This is a genomic window from Arthrobacter pityocampae (assembly GCF_002927275.1).
Classification (GTDB): domain Bacteria; phylum Actinomycetota; class Actinomycetes; order Actinomycetales; family Micrococcaceae; genus Arthrobacter_D; species Arthrobacter_D pityocampae.
Window position 1 is genome coordinate 171,804 of record NZ_PRKW01000004.1, and the last position, 15,653, is coordinate 187,456.

Below are 15,653 nucleotides of genomic sequence, written 5' to 3' on the forward strand. Positions count from 1 at the left end.
GCAGATAAGCGCACAGTTCCCTATTCTAAATGTCCCGGGGCGGCCCGAACGAAAACAGTGGCGCGCATCTCCCCCTGAGTTCGTTCCCGAGGACGAGCAGGACGGGACGGACGGGGAATAAAGGCCTCCCGGGCCCGGTTCAGGACCTCGTGACCACAACGGGCAAGACACCGCGACCGGCGCGGAGCGAGAACTCCACGGGCGTCCTCTTCGGGATCGGTGCGTACGGCCTGTGGGGGCTGCTCCCGCTGTACTTCCTCGTCCTGGCGCCCGCCGGCCCCGTCGAGATCGTGGCCAACCGTGTGCTGTGGTCCCTGATCTTCTGCGCCCTGCTACTGACGGTCCTGCGCTCGTGGCGGCCCGTCCTGACCGCCCTGCGCACGCCGCGGATCGTCGGGACCCTGACCGTGGCCGCCCTGCTGATCGCGGTGAACTGGCTGGTCTACACCTACGGGGTCACCACCGGGCAGGCGATCGAGGCCGCCCTCGGGTACTTCATCAACCCCATCGTCTCGGTCCTGCTGGGCGTGGTGGTGCTCCGTGAGAAGCTGCGCCCGCTCCAGTGGGCAGCCATCGGCATGGGCATCCTCGCCGTGATCGTGCTGGCCATCGGGTACGGCGCCGTGCCGTGGATCGCCCTGACCCTCGCCTTCTCCTTCGGCCTGTACGGCTTCGCGAAGAAGAAGGTGGGCTCCCGCGTGGACGCCATCTCCAGTCTCAGCATCGAGACGGTGGTGCTCGCGCCGATCGCCCTCGCCGTCATGCTGTGGCTCGGGTCCACGGGCACGGCGACCCTGACCACCGAGGGCGCGGGACACTTCTGGATCATGGCGGCCTCTGGCGTCATCACGGCGGTCCCCCTCATCTTCTTCGGTGCGGCGGCACGCCGACTGCCCCTGACCACCATCGGGCTGCTGCAGTACCTGGCCCCCGTACTCCAGTTCCTGCTCGCGCTCCTCGTCCTCCACGAGGAGATGCCGTTCGAGCGGTGGGTCGGTTTCAGCCTCGTGTGGGTGGGCCTGATCCTCCTGACGGTGGACATGCTCCGGACCGTGCGCCGCCAGCCGAAGCCGGCGCAGTCGCCGGAACCCGCAGCCACCACCGTCTGAGACCCGGCGCGGACCGTCCCGCGCCGGCCGTCAGCGCTCCTCCATCCCCCACGGGGACCCATAGCCGTGCGGCGCCTCGGCGGCGAGCAGATCCAGGAAGGGCCGCGCGTCGAAGGCCTCCGGCCCGAGGACCCCGGACCCCCGCCAGGTGCCCGAGGCCAGCAGTTCGAGGGCGATCACCGGGTTGACGGCGGTCTGCCACACGACCGCCTGGGAGTTGTACTGGGCCATGGACCACTCGTTGTCCACCACGTGGTAGAGGTACACCGAGCGGGGCGTGCCGTCCTTGCCCCTGCCGGTGACGAGGAGCCCCGCGCAGGTCTTGCCCTTCATGCGGTCGCCCAGGGTGGCAGGGTCAGGGAGGACGGCGGCGACGACGTCCCGGGGCGCCACCGATACGCCCTTCACGGACACCTGCTCGGTGGAGTCCAGGCCGAGCTTGTGCAGGGTCCGCAGGACGCCGATGAACTCCTCGCCGAGCCCGTACTTGAAGGTCACCCTCCGCGCTCCGGTCCATCGCGGCATCAGGATCACCTCCTCGTGCTCCACGTTCACGCACTCCACGGGGCCGATCCCCTCCGGGAAGTGGAACACCTCCGGTTCGCTGAACGGCTCCGTCGTGTACCAGCCGCGGTCGCGTTCGAAGATCACCGGCGGGTTCAGGCATTCCTCGATGGTGGTCCAGATGGAGAACGACGGCGCGAACTCGTAGCCCTCGACGGTGATGTTGGCGCCGTCGCGCACCCCGAGTTCGTCGATGGAGGAGAACAGTTCGTCCTCCGCGTAGCGGGCGAAGACGTCCGAAAGGCCCGGTTCCACCCCGATGCCCACCAGCGCGAGCCGCCCCGCCTCCGACCAGCGCGCGGCCGCCTCGAACTGCTCGTCGCCGAGCATCACCCCGGTCTTCTCGTACGGGTCCTCGGGATGCCGGACGGAGAGGCTCATCGCCATGTCGAGGTAGGTCGCGCCGGCATCGAAGCAGCCGTTGAACACCGGCATCACGAACCGCGGGTCCACGGCGTTCAGCACGTGGGTGATGCCGTGCTCCCGGACGACGGCGGCCACGCCCTCGGCGGACGAGGCATCGATCCGCGTTGCAAGCAGCCGGGGGTCGCCCAACTCGTCGACGAGGCGCTGGGGTCGGTCGGGGTCGTAGTCGGCGACCACCAGCAGGTCGAAGAAGGACCGGCGGACCGCGATCCGGGCGGCGGCGGAGCCGACGCCACCGGCTCCGACAATGAGAATGCGCATCAGGACAGACCTCCATCGGTGGGACGTTCGGGGAGAGCGGGGGAATCGGGCACCAGGACCGGGGTGTCCTCGTTGAGGCTCTCCCCGCGGAAGAAGGGGAGGGAGCCCGAGCGGGTCCGCCACAGCACCATGAGGACGAGCCCCAGTGCCAGGGAGCCGATGCCGGTCACGAAGGTCCCGCCGATGCCCAGCAGCACGCTGTAGCCGTACTCGACGTCGACCATGTCCATGGCGGACCGGACGAACGCCGCCGTGAGCATGAGCGCGCCGAGCAGCGGCATCAGGAAGCGGAAGATCACGTTGTGGGCCGAGGTGAACAGCTCGCGCCGGAAGTACCAGACGCAGGCGTAACCGGTGATCGCGTAGTAGAAGGCGATGGCCAGGCCGAGCGACAGGATGGAGTCGGCCAGGATGTTCTCGCTGATGATCGTCATGATCACGTAGTAGGCGATCGCGGCGATCCCCATCACCAGGGTGGAGAACGAGGGGGTCCTGAAGCGGGGGTGCACCGTGCCGAAGCGGGGCGGCAGGGCCCTGTAGACGGCCATGGAGAGCGTGCCGCGGGCGGTGGGAAGGATGGTCGTCTGGGTGGAGGAGACCGCCGACACGAGGACCGCCACGACCAGCAGCCAGGCCCACGGACCCAGGACGACGTCCTTCAGCGCCAGGAACACGTCCTCCGAGTTGGCTTCGTTCCCGAGGCCGATCCCCTCGTCCCCTACCCCGGCGTACATCATCGCCACGACACTGACACCCACGTAGGTGACGAGCAGCAGGACCGTCGAGACGAGGGCCGCGAGACCCGGGATGCGGCGGGGGTCCTTCGTCTCCTCGTTGAGGGCCAGGCAGGCATCCCAGCCCCAGTAGATGAACAGGGCCAGGAGGATGGACTCGGTGAAGCCCTCGACGCTCTCGAAGGCGAAGGGGTTGAACCACTCGGCGGAGACGGGTGTGGCGTTCTCCGCGGTCCCGTTCGCCATCGAGACGAGGGCGGCGATCACGAAGAGGGCCAGCGCCAGGTACTGGATGCCGAGCAGGATGTTCTGCAGCCTGGCGCCGATCTCGACCCCGCGGTAGCTCACGTACGTCATGAGGGCGATGAAGACGACGCCCGTGGCGGTGACCAGCAGGGGGTTCCCGGCGAGGGAGCCGTCTCCCACGAGCAGCCAGAAATACAGGCCGCTGATCTGTGCGAGGTTTGCCAGGACGACGATGCCGGCGACGGCGACGCCCCAGCCTGCCATCCAGCCCACCCAGGGACCGAACGCCTTGGTGGCCCAGGTGAAGGAGGTCCCGCAGTCGGGGACGGCCTGGTTCAACTCCCGGTAGGCGAAGGCGACGAACAGCATCGGGATGAACGCGACGATGAACGCGATCGGTGTCTGGGCTCCGACGGCGAGGACCACGAATCCGAGGGTGGCCACGAGGGAGTAGACGGGCGCCGTCGACGCCAGGCCGATCACCACGGACGCCCAGAGCCCCAGCGTGCCGGCCGCGAGGCCCTTGCCGGCCTCCGGTCCGCCGGAGGCCCTCGTTTCGGACGGGATCGAATTCATGGGGTGCCTCGACTCTGGAAGGGACCACTGCCGCCACATCGCGTGGCACAGGTCACTATACCGACCAGTCGGTTTTTCGAGAAGGGTCCTAGACTGCGAATCATGGCCACGTCCCCGACCACCGTCCACCGCCTGATCGACGCCTACGAGGACATCCTCCTCACGGACGGCGAACGGGCGGCGACCCTCGACGCGATCGCCCGCAGGGCGGGGGTGTCCAAGGGCGGCCTCACCTACCATTTCAAGTCCAAGGACGAACTGGCGGCCGCACTGTTCGACCGCCTCCGCACCCTCGTGGACGAGGACGTTGCGGTGATGCGTGCGGACCCGGCGACGGCGGCCGCCTATTACGTCACGAGCTCGCTCGATGTCCGCAGCCCCCTGGAGCGGTGCAATGTGGCAGTGACCCGGCTGGCGCAGGGCTCCCACCCGGAGGCGAACGAACTGCTGGCGCAGTGCCGGACGCGGTGGTTCGAGGTCCTGATGGATGCCATGGGCCACGAGGACATGGTGCACCTCGTGATGCTGCTGGGTGACGGCATCTACTTCAACGCGTCCCTCACGGGCACGGGCGCGATGCCCGAGGAGACCGACCCGGCGACGATCGACCGCATCATGGCGCTCGTGAGGACCATCCGGTACTGACCCGTACGGCGGGCGCCGTCCGCTGACCGCGACAGGGTCTCCGGGAGGGCCCCGGGAACGGGTGCCCTCCCGGACGGACGGAGGCGGGCACGCCCACGATGCGACGATCCTCGCGGGCGGCACCGCGGGGGTTCCCTCCCGACATCCCGGCCCGCGGACGGGTACCCTCCGGCGCCTCACCCGGGAGGGCCGTCCGATCCCCCGGGATAGGCCGCGTTGAAACGCGTCAGGAGCTCCGCCAGGTCGACGACGTCGGCACGGCTCCAGCCCGCGAGCTGCCGTCGGAAGCCCCGGCGCCGGCGGGCACGGGCCTCGTCGAGGCGCCGGAGACCCTCGGGCGTGAGCCGGACCGGGCGGGACCGCTCGTCGTCGAGGGCGGGTCCGCGCTCCACCAGCCCGAGGCGCTGCAGGGACGCGACGTGCCCGCTGACGGCCGAGGTGCGCATGCCGAGGGTCACCGCGAGGTCGGTCACCCGACAGGACCCGACCAGGCGCACGGCGCACAGCACGCTGTAGGCTACCGGTTCCATCGCCGGGTCGATGCCGCAGGCGAGCGCCCGGCACACCCGTTGCTCACTGCGGCACATCGAGGCGGCGGTGTCCTCGACGGCGTCGAGCGCGGCGAGGCGTCCCCCACGCCGACCGACGGGGACCGGCCCGTCCGCGGCGTCGGAGAGTGGTTCCATCGCCGCATCGTAAGCCGGAGAGGACCTGTTCTGACCCGGAAACCGCAGCATGACGCGTCATGACGTCGCCGGGCGGGACGAGCGCAGGGATCAGGGTGCAGGGAGATCAGCGCGGGTTGCGCACCCAGTCGCGGGGGACCACGACCATGGGCACCGGCAGGGCGCGGAGCATCTGGTTGGCGGTGGTGCCGAGGAAGATCTGGCGGCGCTGGGCGAGGCGGCTCGACCCGACGATCACGAGCTCCCCGGGATCCCACTCGATCTCGTCGATGGCCTGCTCGATCGTCCGTCCGTGGGCGACGGCGATCGAGGCCTCGTGGCCGTCGGGCAGCTTCTCGACGGCGCGGGCGAGGACCGAGTGGGCGTGCTGGTGGGCCTTGTTGATGGCCTCGCCGGAGTCGGACGCCTCGTGGACGTCCAGGGCGACGAGGGAGATCAGCCGCAGCGGCAGGCCGCGCCGGGCCGCGGACTCGACAGCGACGTCGAGCACGCCGTCCGCCCCCGCACGGGTACCGACGGCGCTCGTCATCCGGGTGAAGGCGGACCGGTGCCGGTACCCGCGCGGGGCGAGCGCCACGGGGACGCCGGAACTGTGGAGCACGGCGTTCGCGACGCTGCCGACGGTGAAGCGCCGGAGGAGGCCGTTGCTCGCCGCGCCGACCACGATCAGGCCGGCGTCGACCTCGTCGGCCACCTCGAGGAGTCCCTGCGCGAACGAGTCGGCGAGTTGCACGTGCGTGACGACCTCGACGCCGTCGGCCACCCCTGCGGCAGCCTGGTCGAGGGCCTCCTGGGCGCGCTTCGTGCCGGGGGCCATGCTGCCGTCCTGGGGCCAGTCGAGGACGGTGACGAGGTCGATGGCCGCCGACTGCGTGAGGGCGAGGGACGTGGCGAGTTCGAGGGCGTCCTGCCCGCGGTCATTCCCGGTGTAGCCCACGACGTAGCGCACGGCGGTTCCTCTCGGTCGGCATGAAGGCAGTGCGGCCTTCGGAAGCGCCGCGGAGTCGGTTCACTCTAGCGCAGCAGCGACCCCGTCCGTCCCGTCATTCCTTCGGAGCCGACCCCTTGAGAATCACCTCCTGGCGGAAGAACGCCGGATTGATACGCCACCAGATGAGCATGAGGACGGCGCCGAGGAGGATCACGCCGACACCGAGGATGAACACCATGCCGATGCCGAACAGTTCGGAGCCGGAACCATAGGCCGGGTCCATGGAGTCCGTGGCGGTCTTGAAGAACATGACCAGCAGGATGACTCCGCCGAGCAGCGGTGAGAGGAACCGGAACAGGATGTTCCTGGCGCTGCTGAAGGCCTGGGCCCGGAAGTACCAGACGCAGGCGAGCGCCGTGATGCCGTAGTAGAAGCAGATCATCAGGCCGAGCGCGGTGATGGTGTCCCAGAGCGCGTTCTCGGACACCAGCCGCGTGAACACGTAGAAGCCGGCGGCTGCGACCGCGGCGGCGATCGTGGCGTAGCTCGGTGACTTGTACTGGGGGCTGATGCGGCCGTAGTCCTTCGGCAGGGCCTTGTAGTGGCCCATGGCGAGCAGGGTGCGGGCCGGGGACACGAACGTGGACTGGAGCGACGCGGCGGAGGAACTGAGGACGGCGATCGACATCAGGATGGCGAACGGGCCCATCACGGGACCCGCGAGGGTTGCGAAGATGCTCTCCTGGTTGTCCGGGTTGCCGGCGCCGAGCTCCCCCTCGCCCACACCTGCGAAGGTCAGCGTCGCGAGGGCGACCGTCAGGTAGATGACCACGATGACGACGACCGTGAGGGCGCCGGCGCGGCCCGGGGTCTTTTCCGGGTTCCTGGTCTCCTCGCTCATCGTGAGTGTCACGTCCCAGCCCCAGTAGATGAAGATGGACAGCGAGACGCCGGCGGCGAAGGCGGAGAAGGAGCCGACCGCGAAGGGGTTGAACCAGTCGGCGCTGATCGGTGTCGCGTCGAAGGCCGTGCCGTTGGCCACGTGGACGAACGCGGCGATCGCGAACCACGCGAGGACGATGATCTGGAAGGTCACCAGCACGTACTGCACGGCCTTGGTGGTCTCCATCCCCCGGTAGGAGATGTAGCAGGCGAGCGTGATGAAGACGAGCGTCGTCGCGATGTTAACCGGCAGGTTCAGCGTGAGGTCGGCGATGGCCGGGTTGCCGAAGATCTGCCCGAGCATCAGGTAGAAGAAATCGACGGCGACGGCGGCCAGGTTGGAGAGCACGATCACGGTCGCGGCGATGAGCCCCCACCCGCCCATCCAGCCGACCCAGGGGCCGAACGCCCGGGTGGCCCACGTGAAGGTGGTGCCGGAGTCCGGCATGGCGCTGTTGAGTTCCCGGTAGCCGAAGGCCACGAGCAGCATGGGGATGAAGCCCACCAGGAAGATGGCCGGCAGCTGCACCCCCACCTCGGCGACGGTGGGCCCGAGGGCCGCGGTGAGCGTGTACGCGGGGGCCACGCAGGACACCCCGATGACCACGGCGCCCAGCAGTCCGACGGTCCCGGCGTCGAGGCCCTTCTTGCTGAGCCCCGATCCCTTCTGTGTGGTCTTCTCGATGCTCATGCGTCCGCCTCGTGGGTTTGGGCGCCCGGGCCGGTGGTGCCGGGCGTGGCGTACGTACGCGGGACGACGATCATGGGGATGGTCAGCGTACGCAGGATCTTGTTGGCCGTGGACCCGAGGAAGATGCGCATGTGCTGCGCGAGGCGGCTGGAACCGACCAGCAGCACCTCCCCCTCGTCCCAGGCCAGGGCCTCGATGGCCTTCTCGATGGACGGGCCGTGCGCCGTCTCGACGCTCACCCGCCCCCCGGCGGCGAGGGCGGACGCGGCCTCCGCGAGCCGGCGGTTCGCCTCGTCCTCCATGCCCTCGGGATCCGAGTGGCCCGCGTCGAGCGCGACGAGGGACACGAGGCGCAGCGGGAGTCCGCGGCGCTGCGCGGAGGACACGGCGACGGCGACGACGTCGTCCGCTCCCGCCCGGTTGCCGACCGCGCAGGTCATGCGGGTGATGGGATCGGTCCGGCGGTAGGACTTCGGTGCCAGCGCCACCGGGACGGGCGAGGCGTGGAGGAGACTCCGGGCCACGTTGCCGATGTTGAACCGGTTGGTGAGGCCACGGGAGCTGGCGCCGATCACGATCAGGGACGCCTCGGTGTCCTCGGCCGCCTGGATGAGGCCCTCCGCGTTGGACTCCGCGCGCACGATCACGCCGCGCGCGGGGACGTCCTCCGGCACGAGCGCGAGGCCCTGGTCCATCCACTCCTGCAGCTGGTCGGTCAGGAGGCTCTCGAAGCCCTTGTCCGGCAGGTAGGTCCCCGCGTAGGGGGACCGTTCGGGCGTGACGAGGACGAGGTCCAGGTCGGCACCCTGGCGGCGCGCCAGCGCGACGGCGAGGCAGACGGCGTCGTGCCCGCGTTCATCGGCGGTGTATCCCACGACGTAGCGCATGATCACGCCCCCCGGCCGGTCGGGGCGGCCTGCACGCCGGCGGACAGCGCCCGGCCGATCTCCACCGCGGTGCGCTGGCCCATCCGGATGGCGCCGTCGACGTGCTGGTAGCCTTCGGCCGCGATGTCGGAGCAGGACCAGTGGATGGGTCCCACGGGCGTGCGCTGGTCACGGCCGTACCGGTGCAGACCGCCGAGGTCGTAGCTGGAGGCGTACGCGCCGCGCGTCCATTCCTCCGACGCCCAGTCCGATTCGTAGTACACCTCCGGCTCCAGCGCCTTCGGGCCGAGGAAGTTCGCGATCGCGGCAAGGATGCGCTCCCGGCGCTCGTGCGGAGCCAGCTCGAACATGGCGTCGGCCTTCTCGTCGGAGACGAAGCCCACCAGGGTGCCGCGGGGGTCCTCGAAGTTCGAGTTGTCGTAGACCTCCTGGACGATCGACCCGGCGCTGAAGCCCGTCCCCGAGAGCCCCTCCTCGCGCCAGAAGGGCGTGGTGTAGACGGCGTGGACCTTGATCACCAGGCCGAGCGACTGGTGCTGGTGCATCTGGTGCTGCCGGCGCGGCAGCGGCGGGTCGTAGCTGATGCGCGAGTACAGGTTCGGCGGAACGGCGACGACGGCGTACCGTGCCCGCACCGTCGTGGTGTCCGAGACCACCGTGACCCCCTCGGTGGTGTCGGGGCCGTCCATGCCGCTCCACCGGAGCGTCCGCACGGGACTCGAGAGGATGACGTCCTCCCCCAGCTCGTCCGCCATGCGCTCGGACACGGACTGCATCCCGCCGACCACGCGCTTGTCGAGGATGAAGTCCTCGTCCACCAGGTTCGAGAAGGACCCGGCGGTCGCCGCCATGAGGACGGCCTGCAGGGTGGAGAACGAGTGCGCCGGCTTCGTCAGCATGCCGCCGGCGATGAACAGGCCGATGTTGTCGCAGGCCTCCTCGTCGTCGGACTGCTGCCGGAGCCAGTGGTGGAAGGAGATGGTGTCGAGGGCGCGGGCATCCGGATGGTTCCACGGCGCTTCCGGCCCGGCCTCGTCGACGAGCCGGTCGAGGATCACGATGAGGCGTTCCATCTCCTCGCGCGTGTAGTCGCTCACGGGGAACATCTCCCCGCTGTAGCGGATCGGTTCGCCGTCGGGCCCGATGTACACGGAGTCGCCCTCCCGGTACCGGGAGAACGTCTGCAGGCCCAGCTCGTCGAGGAGACCGATGAGCGCGGTCTGGTCCGGCGACACCCACTGTCCCCCGACCTCGAAGACGGCGCCCTCGATGACGTTCGTGTGGGTGCGCCCGCCCACGCGGTCACGCGCCTCGAGCACGGCGACCGAATGCCCGGCCTTCCTGAGCTCGCGGGCGGCCGTGAGGCCCGAGGGCCCTGCCCCGATGATGACGACGTCGCGGTCGATGGTCTTCACGTGATCCTCCTGATGCTGCATGACGCAGGCCACAAAATGAATGGGATTCATTATTGTGGTCCACTATAGCCATCGGGCTTCGGACAGGGAAGGGCCGACCGTAGAGTTAACGCCATCGCAACAGGGAGAACACGCTCGATGACCACAGCACATCCGACCCCCCGGCGCGCCGGGCGCCCCCCGCGCAGTGTCCTGTCGAAGGAGCGCATCACGGCGGCCGCCCTCGCCCTCATCGCCGCGGAGGGCTACGAGGGGCTGACGATGTCCGCCGTCGCCCGCCGGCTCCGGGTGGCACCCTCCGCGCTGTACAACCACGCGGCGTCGAAGCAGGAAGTGCTCCGCTGGGTCCAGGACCACGTGATGACCATGGTGGACTTCAGCGCGTTCGCCGTGGAGCCCTGGGACGAGGCCGTACGGCAGTGGGCATGGTCCTACCGCGAGGTCTTCGCCCGGCATGCCCCGCTGATCCCGGTGATCGCCGTCCTCCCGGTGACCGACGCCGCGGAGACGCTGCACATGTACGAGGAGGTGGCGCGCGGTTTCGCTGCGGCGGGCTGGCCGGAGGAGCGGATCGTGCCCTCGATCGTGGCGCTCGAATCCTTCATCTACGGCTCCGCGCTCGATGTCGCCGCCCCCGGCGACATCTTCGACTCCGGGGCGCTCGCGGACGATTTCCCGGTCTTCACGTCCGCCGTCCGTAGCGCCTCGGATGCGGCGGGTGCCGAACGGGCGGCGGATGCCGCCTTCCGGGCCGGGCTCGACGGCATGATCGCGGGCCTCCGCCAGCAGCTGGCCGCCCACTCCTGACGTCGGATCCCGCCGCCGGCCGCGCACCGAGCGACGACTCGGAACGCACGAAGGCCCCGCAGCATCAGCTGCAGGGCCTCCGTGGACGGGTCGGGGATCAGCCGGCGCTGACCGCGCGGATCGCTGCCTCGAGGACGTCCAGGCCGTCGTCGAGCAGTTCGTCGGTGATCACGAGCGGCGGCAGCAGGCGGACCACATTGCCGTAGGTGCCGCAGGTGAGGATGATGACGCCCTCGCTCAGGCACCGGGCGGCGATCGCCTTCGTGGCCTCGGCGTTGGGGGTCCTGCCGCCCGGCTCCACGAACTCGATGGCGAGCATGGCGCCGCGGCCGCGGAGTTCGCCCACGATGCTGCGGTCGCCGAGCTCGGCCTGCAGAGCGGCGATGCGCTCGGAGACGCGGGCCTCGATGCTGCGGGCGCGGCCGGCGAGGTCCTGGTCCTTCATGGTGCCGATCGCGGCCAGCGCCGCCGCGCAGGCCACCGGGTTGCCACCGTAGGTGCCGCCCAGCCCACCGGCGTGCACCGCGTCGAGCAGGTCCGCGCGCCCGGTGATGGCCGAGAGCGGCATGCCGCCGGCGATGCCCTTGGCCATGGTGATGATGTCGGGGACGACGCCCTCGTGGGTCACGGCGAACCATTCGCCCGTGCGGCAGAACCCTGACTGCACCTCGTCGGCGATGAACACGACGCCGTTGGCCTTGGCCCACTCCGCGAGCGCGGGGAGGAAGCCGTCGGCGGGCACGATGAACCCGCCCTCACCCTGGACGGGCTCGATGATGATCGCGGCGACGGAGGAGGCACCGATCTGCTTCTCGATCATGGTGATGGCACGCTGCGCCGCCTCGGGACCCGTGATGGACGGGTTCTCCTCGCGGAACGGGTAGCTCATCGGGACGCGGTAGATCTCGGGTGCGAAGGGCCCGAAGTTCGCCTTGTACGGCATCGACTTGGCGGTCAGCGCCATGGTGAGGTTCGTGCGGCCGTGGTAGGCGTGGTCGAACGCGACGACGGCGTCCCGCCCCGTGGCCAGCCGTGCCACCTTGACGGCGTTCTCGACCGCCTCGGCACCCGAGTTGAACAGGACCGTGCGCTTCTCGAAGTCTCCCGGCGTCAGTTCGGCGAGTTGCTCCGCGACGGCGATGTAGCCCTCGTAGGGCGTGACCATGAAGCAGGTGTGCGTGAAGTGCTCCACCTGCTCCCTGACGGCGGCGACCACGGCGGGATCGGAGGCGCCGACACTCGTCACGGCGATGCCGGCGCCGAGGTCGATGAAGGAGTTGCCGTCGACGTCCTGGACGATGCCGCCGTCGGCGTCCGCCGCATAGACGGGCACGCCCGAGGCGACGCCCTTGGCGACGACGGCGGCGCGGCGCGCGGCCAGCTCCGTGGACTTCGGGCCGGGGAAGGCGCCGGTGATGCGGCGCTTCTGCTCGAGCCTGAAACCGGGCGCGACGGCGCCGGGGGTGGTTGCGATGGTGGTCATTGATGATTCCTATCCAGAAGGGGACGCTCAGGCGTCCAGCACGCTCATGACGTGCTTGATGCGGGTGTAGTCCTCCACGCCGTACATGGAGAGGTCCTTGCCGTAGCCGGAGTGCTTGAAGCCGCCGTGCGGCATCTCGGCGGTCAGCATGATGTGCGTGTTGATCCAGACCGCCCCGAAGTCGAGGTCGCGGGACACACGCAGCGCGGTGCCGTGGTTCGAGGTCCAGACGCTCGAGGCCAGGGCGTAGTCCACACCGTTGGCGAGCTCGATCGCCTCCTCCTCGGTGGTGAACGTCTGGACCGTCACGACCGGCCCGAACGTCTCCTGCTGCACCACGGCGTCGTCCTGCCGGGCGCCGGTGACGATCGTCGGCTCGAAGAAGTAGCCCTTCTCCCCGGCGCGCCGACCGCCCGTCGCGATGCTGCAGTGGGCGGGCAGGGCGTCGATGACGGCGTTCACGGCGTTGAAGTGGTTGATGTTGTTCAGCGGCCCGAAGTAGTTCTCGGAATCCTCCGCGCTGCCGGTCCTCAGGGTGGCCGTGTGGGCGACCATCGCGGCGACGAACTCGTCGTGCGCCTGCTCCTGCACGAGCACGCGGGTGATGGCCGTGCAGTCCTGGCCGGCGTTGAAGAACGCGAACTCGGCGATGGCCTGCGCGCTCCTGACGAGGTCGGCGTCGGCGAAGACGACGGCGGGGGCCTTGCCGCCCAGTTCGAGGTGGGCCCGCTTGAGGCCCTTCGCGGCGCTGGTCGCCACGGCGATCCCTGCCCGCACGGACCCGGTGATGGACACGAGCCCGGGCACGGGGTGCTCCGTCATGGCGGCGCCGGTCTCCCCCGTGCCGAGTACGACGTTCAGGACGCCGTCGGGCAGGATACCCTGCGTGAGGCGCGCGAGGACGAGGGTGGACTCCGGTGTGGTGTCGCTCGGCTTGAGGACCACCGTGTTGCCTGCGGCGAGGGCGGGGCCGATCTTCCAGATGGCCATGAGGAGCGGATAGTTCCACGGTGCCACCTGGGCGACGACGCCGATGGGCTCGCGGCGCACGTAGGAGGTGTGGCCCTCCATGTACTCGCCCGCGGACTTGCCCTCCATGAGCCGTGCGGCACCGGCGAAGAACCGCAGCTGGTCGGCGCCGACGGCGACCTCCTCGGCGGCGATCATCGCGCGCACCTGACCCGTGTTGCGGTGCTGGGCCTCGACGAGTTCGTCGCTGGCGGCCTCGACGGCGTCCGCGAGCTTCAGCAGCATGAGCTGACGCTGGCTCGGCGTGGTCCGCTTCCAGGTGGTGAAGGCACGCGCCGCGGCGCGCATGGCGTCGTCGACGTCGGCCGCCGTGGAGACGGGCGACTGCGCGACCACCTCGCCGTTGGTCGGGTTGACGATGTCCAGGAGCTCGGTCCCGGCGGGCGTCACGAACGCTCCGTCGATGTAGTTCTGAAGGGTCTCAGCCACGCTGCAGCGCCTTTCACGAGGATGGAGTCCGCGGCGCGTTCGGGGTACCTCCGGCCACGGGGTGTCGTCCCGACCGTACCGGCACGCCGCATGCCATGCCAGAGTTATCTGCACAGCACCAACCCCTTGCGTACGTGCAAGGGCACAGTGCCGCCTAAGCTGGGTCCATGGCCATCACGCTCGCGGACCTGCTGTCCGATCCCGCCCTCGGCCTGGTCGGGGAAGGCCGGTCGGAACCGCCGGCCCAGCCCATCCAGTGGGTCGCCGTGACCGAGCTCGAGGATCCGCGACCGTTTCTCAACGGCGCCGAGGTGGTCCTCACCACCGGCGTGCGCCTGAAGACGGGCGCCGCCCAGCGGGCGTTCGTCCGGCGGGCGCACGACGCCGGGGCCCTGGCCATCGGGTTCGGCGTCGGGCTCACGCACCGGCGGATCCCCGCGGCCCTGCTCGCGGAGGCGGACGCCGTCGGCCTGCCCGCCTTCCGGGTGCCGTACGAGGTGCCCTTCATCGCCATCGGGAAGACGGTCGCCGACGCCCTGTCCGCCGATCACTACGCCGGCCTCGAGGACCTCCTCGAGGGCCATGCCGTCCTGGCCTCGGCGCTGCTGGGCGCAGGCGGTCTGTCCGCGCTCCTCGGCGAGCTCGCCCGCATGCTCGGGAGCGACGTCGCCCTGTTCCAGTACGGCGCGTGCATCGCCCGGGCGTCCCGGCCGGGCCCTCCCGCCCCGGCCCCGAGGACAGCCCCGACGGCCTCTTCCCTGCCTGCCTCCACGTTGCCCGCGTCCGCGCCGACGGGTGACGCCCCGGCAGGTGGCGCCCTGCCCACCTCCGCGTTGCCCGCGTCCGCGCCGACGGGTGACGCGCCGACGGTTGACACGCCGACGGGTGACGCCGGACCGGTGTCGTGGCACCGGCTGCCCGTCGCCACCGGCCTCAAGGACCGCTGCACCCTCGCCATCGCCGAGCCCTACGGCCGGTCCGCCGTCGTCGACTACGCGCAGAGCCTGATCTCGGTCGAGCTCACCAACCGGGCCAGGAACCGGACCGGCGCCCGCACCGCGGCGGGCCAGCTGCTCGAGGACGTGGTGCGCGGCACGCTTTCCGGCGCCGAGGCGGCGGTCCGGCTCGCCAGCTCGGGCATCGACACGACGCTCCGGCACAGCGTGCTGATCGTCGACGTCGCCTCCGGCCAGCGACGCGCCCTGCGGACGCTCCCCCTGCCCGACGGCTGGGACGACGGCGCCACCGGGCTCGTCGACGACCGGCTCGTGCTCGTCCTTCCCGCCGGCGCCACGCCCGATCCCGCCGGGTTGAGCCGGTACCTGCACGGGGCCGGGCTGACCGCGCGCATCGGCGTCGGCGGCACCTACGCCCAGCCGAACGGCCTGCGGTGGAGCTACTTCGAGGCCCGCGAGGCGCTGCAGCGGGGGCAGCCCCTCAACGTCGCCGACCGCCTGAGCCTGACGTCCCTGCTCATGGCCAGCGCTGACGTCCCGCTCGCCGACCTCGCCGCGGAGACCCTCCGGCCGCTCGAGGCCTTCGACGACTCGCACGGTGCGGGGCTGCTGACCACACTGCAGCGCTACCTCGACCTCGACGGCTCGGTGGCCGCCGTGGCCGCGGCCCTGGACCTGCACCGCAACACCATCCGCTACCGGCTCCAGCAGGTCGTCACGCTCACGGGCTACGATCCGGCGGTCACCGCGGACCGCGTGCACCTGTATCTGGCCCTGCGCGTCCGGGCCCTCGGCTGACGCGGCCCGCACCTGCGTCGGCACGGACGTCCTGCGTG

13 protein-coding genes are annotated in these 15,653 nt (G+C 70.4%); 4 read left to right on the forward strand and 9 right to left on the reverse strand.

Features of this window, described 5'->3' with window-relative positions; translation table 11 throughout:
- The first annotated feature begins 29 nt into the window (after positions 1-29).
- Positions 30-1,109, forward strand: coding sequence for an EamA family transporter RarD (rarD, locus tag C4K88_RS09815; RefSeq protein ID WP_104121454.1), 1,080 nt, complete (start codon positions 30-32; stop codon positions 1,107-1,109).
- Between the two features lie 30 nt (positions 1,110-1,139).
- Here the strand turns inward: rarD and C4K88_RS09820 are convergent, their stop codons facing one another.
- On the reverse strand, positions 1,140-2,360 hold the full coding sequence (locus C4K88_RS09820) for a saccharopine dehydrogenase family protein (protein WP_104121455.1): 1,221 nt from the start codon (positions 2,358-2,360) through the stop codon (positions 1,140-1,142).
- Entirely contained in the window at positions 2,360-3,916 is a 1,557-nt protein-coding gene (locus C4K88_RS09825; RefSeq protein ID WP_104121456.1) for an APC family permease, read from the reverse strand. The genes C4K88_RS09820 and C4K88_RS09825 overlap by 1 nt, the downstream gene beginning before the upstream one ends.
- A 102-nt stretch (positions 3,917-4,018) precedes the next feature.
- Here C4K88_RS09825 and C4K88_RS09830 point away from each other — a divergent pair, with 102 nt between their 5' ends.
- Positions 4,019-4,561, forward strand: coding sequence for a TetR/AcrR family transcriptional regulator (locus tag C4K88_RS09830; RefSeq protein WP_104121457.1), 543 nt, complete (start codon positions 4,019-4,021; stop codon positions 4,559-4,561).
- Between the two features lie 176 nt (positions 4,562-4,737).
- On the opposite strand, the gene C4K88_RS09835 is transcribed toward C4K88_RS09830, so the two are convergent.
- The 5 genes from C4K88_RS09835 to C4K88_RS09855 form a co-directional block, all read right to left on the reverse strand.
- A complete protein-coding gene (locus C4K88_RS09835; RefSeq protein WP_167399017.1) occupies positions 4,738-5,247 on the reverse strand; it encodes a MarR family winged helix-turn-helix transcriptional regulator in 510 nt (169 codons plus the stop codon).
- A gap of 106 nt (positions 5,248-5,353) precedes the next feature.
- Positions 5,354-6,196 (reverse strand): universal stress protein, encoded by an 843-nt coding sequence (locus tag C4K88_RS09840; RefSeq protein ID WP_104121459.1) that lies wholly within the window; start codon positions 6,194-6,196, stop codon positions 5,354-5,356.
- 94 nt (positions 6,197-6,290) lie between these two features.
- Positions 6,291-7,811 (reverse strand): APC family permease, encoded by a 1,521-nt coding sequence (locus tag C4K88_RS09845; protein WP_104121460.1) that lies wholly within the window; start codon positions 7,809-7,811, stop codon positions 6,291-6,293.
- Positions 7,808-8,698, reverse strand: coding sequence for a universal stress protein (locus C4K88_RS09850; protein WP_104121739.1), 891 nt, complete (start codon positions 8,696-8,698; stop codon positions 7,808-7,810). Before C4K88_RS09850 ends, C4K88_RS09845 begins: the two co-directional genes overlap by 4 nt.
- A 2-nt stretch (positions 8,699-8,700) precedes the next feature.
- Entirely contained in the window at positions 8,701-10,134 is a 1,434-nt protein-coding gene (locus C4K88_RS09855) for a flavin monoamine oxidase family protein (RefSeq protein WP_104121740.1), read from the reverse strand.
- 117 nt (positions 10,135-10,251) lie between these two features.
- Between C4K88_RS09855 and C4K88_RS09860 the strand changes: the two genes are divergently transcribed.
- Positions 10,252-10,920 carry a TetR/AcrR family transcriptional regulator gene (locus C4K88_RS09860; RefSeq protein WP_104121461.1) on the forward strand — a complete coding sequence of 223 codons (669 nt, stop codon included), beginning with the start codon at positions 10,252-10,254 and terminating at the stop codon, positions 10,918-10,920.
- Between the two features lie 97 nt (positions 10,921-11,017).
- Here C4K88_RS09860 and gabT read toward each other — a convergent pair whose 3' ends face one another.
- Together gabT and C4K88_RS09870 are read right to left on the reverse strand one after the other, a co-directional pair.
- The gene (gene gabT, locus C4K88_RS09865) at positions 11,018-12,403 is read right to left on the reverse strand and encodes a 4-aminobutyrate--2-oxoglutarate transaminase (RefSeq protein WP_104121462.1); all 1,386 of its coding nucleotides are present in this window, start codon (positions 12,401-12,403) and stop codon (positions 11,018-11,020) included.
- A gap of 27 nt (positions 12,404-12,430) precedes the next feature.
- Positions 12,431-13,861, reverse strand: coding sequence for a gamma-aminobutyraldehyde dehydrogenase (locus C4K88_RS09870; RefSeq protein WP_104121463.1), 1,431 nt, complete (start codon positions 13,859-13,861; stop codon positions 12,431-12,433).
- A 167-nt stretch (positions 13,862-14,028) separates the two neighbouring features.
- On the opposite strand from C4K88_RS09870, the gene C4K88_RS09875 reads away from it, so the two are divergent.
- On the forward strand, positions 14,029-15,615 hold the full coding sequence (locus C4K88_RS09875; RefSeq protein ID WP_104121464.1) for a PucR family transcriptional regulator: 1,587 nt from the start codon (positions 14,029-14,031) through the stop codon (positions 15,613-15,615).
- The last annotated feature ends 38 nt before the right edge of the window (positions 15,616-15,653 follow it).

Coding starts and splice junctions, on each gene's coding strand:
- rarD (WP_104121454.1), top strand. CDS start 30: ATGTCCCGGGGCGGCCCGAACGAAAACAGTGGCGCGCATCTCCCCCTG.
- C4K88_RS09820 (WP_104121455.1), bottom strand. CDS start 2,360: ATGCGCATTCTCATTGTCGGAGCCGGTGGCGTCGGCTCCGCCGCCGCC.
- C4K88_RS09825 (WP_104121456.1), bottom strand. CDS start 3,916: ATGAATTCGATCCCGTCCGAAACGAGGGCCTCCGGCGGACCGGAGGCC.
- C4K88_RS09830 (WP_104121457.1), top strand. CDS start 4,019: ATGGCCACGTCCCCGACCACCGTCCACCGCCTGATCGACGCCTACGAG.
- C4K88_RS09835 (WP_167399017.1), bottom strand. CDS start 5,247: ATGGAACCACTCTCCGACGCCGCGGACGGGCCGGTCCCCGTCGGTCGG.
- C4K88_RS09845 (WP_104121460.1), bottom strand. CDS start 7,811: ATGAGCATCGAGAAGACCACACAGAAGGGATCGGGGCTCAGCAAGAAG.
- C4K88_RS09850 (WP_104121739.1), bottom strand. CDS start 8,698: ATGCGCTACGTCGTGGGATACACCGCCGATGAACGCGGGCACGACGCC.
- C4K88_RS09855 (WP_104121740.1), bottom strand. CDS start 10,134: ATGCAGCATCAGGAGGATCACGTGAAGACCATCGACCGCGACGTCGTC.
- C4K88_RS09860 (WP_104121461.1), top strand. CDS start 10,252: ATGACCACAGCACATCCGACCCCCCGGCGCGCCGGGCGCCCCCCGCGC.
- gabT (WP_104121462.1), bottom strand. CDS start 12,403: ATGACCACCATCGCAACCACCCCCGGCGCCGTCGCGCCCGGTTTCAGG.
- C4K88_RS09875 (WP_104121464.1), top strand. CDS start 14,029: ATGGCCATCACGCTCGCGGACCTGCTGTCCGATCCCGCCCTCGGCCTG.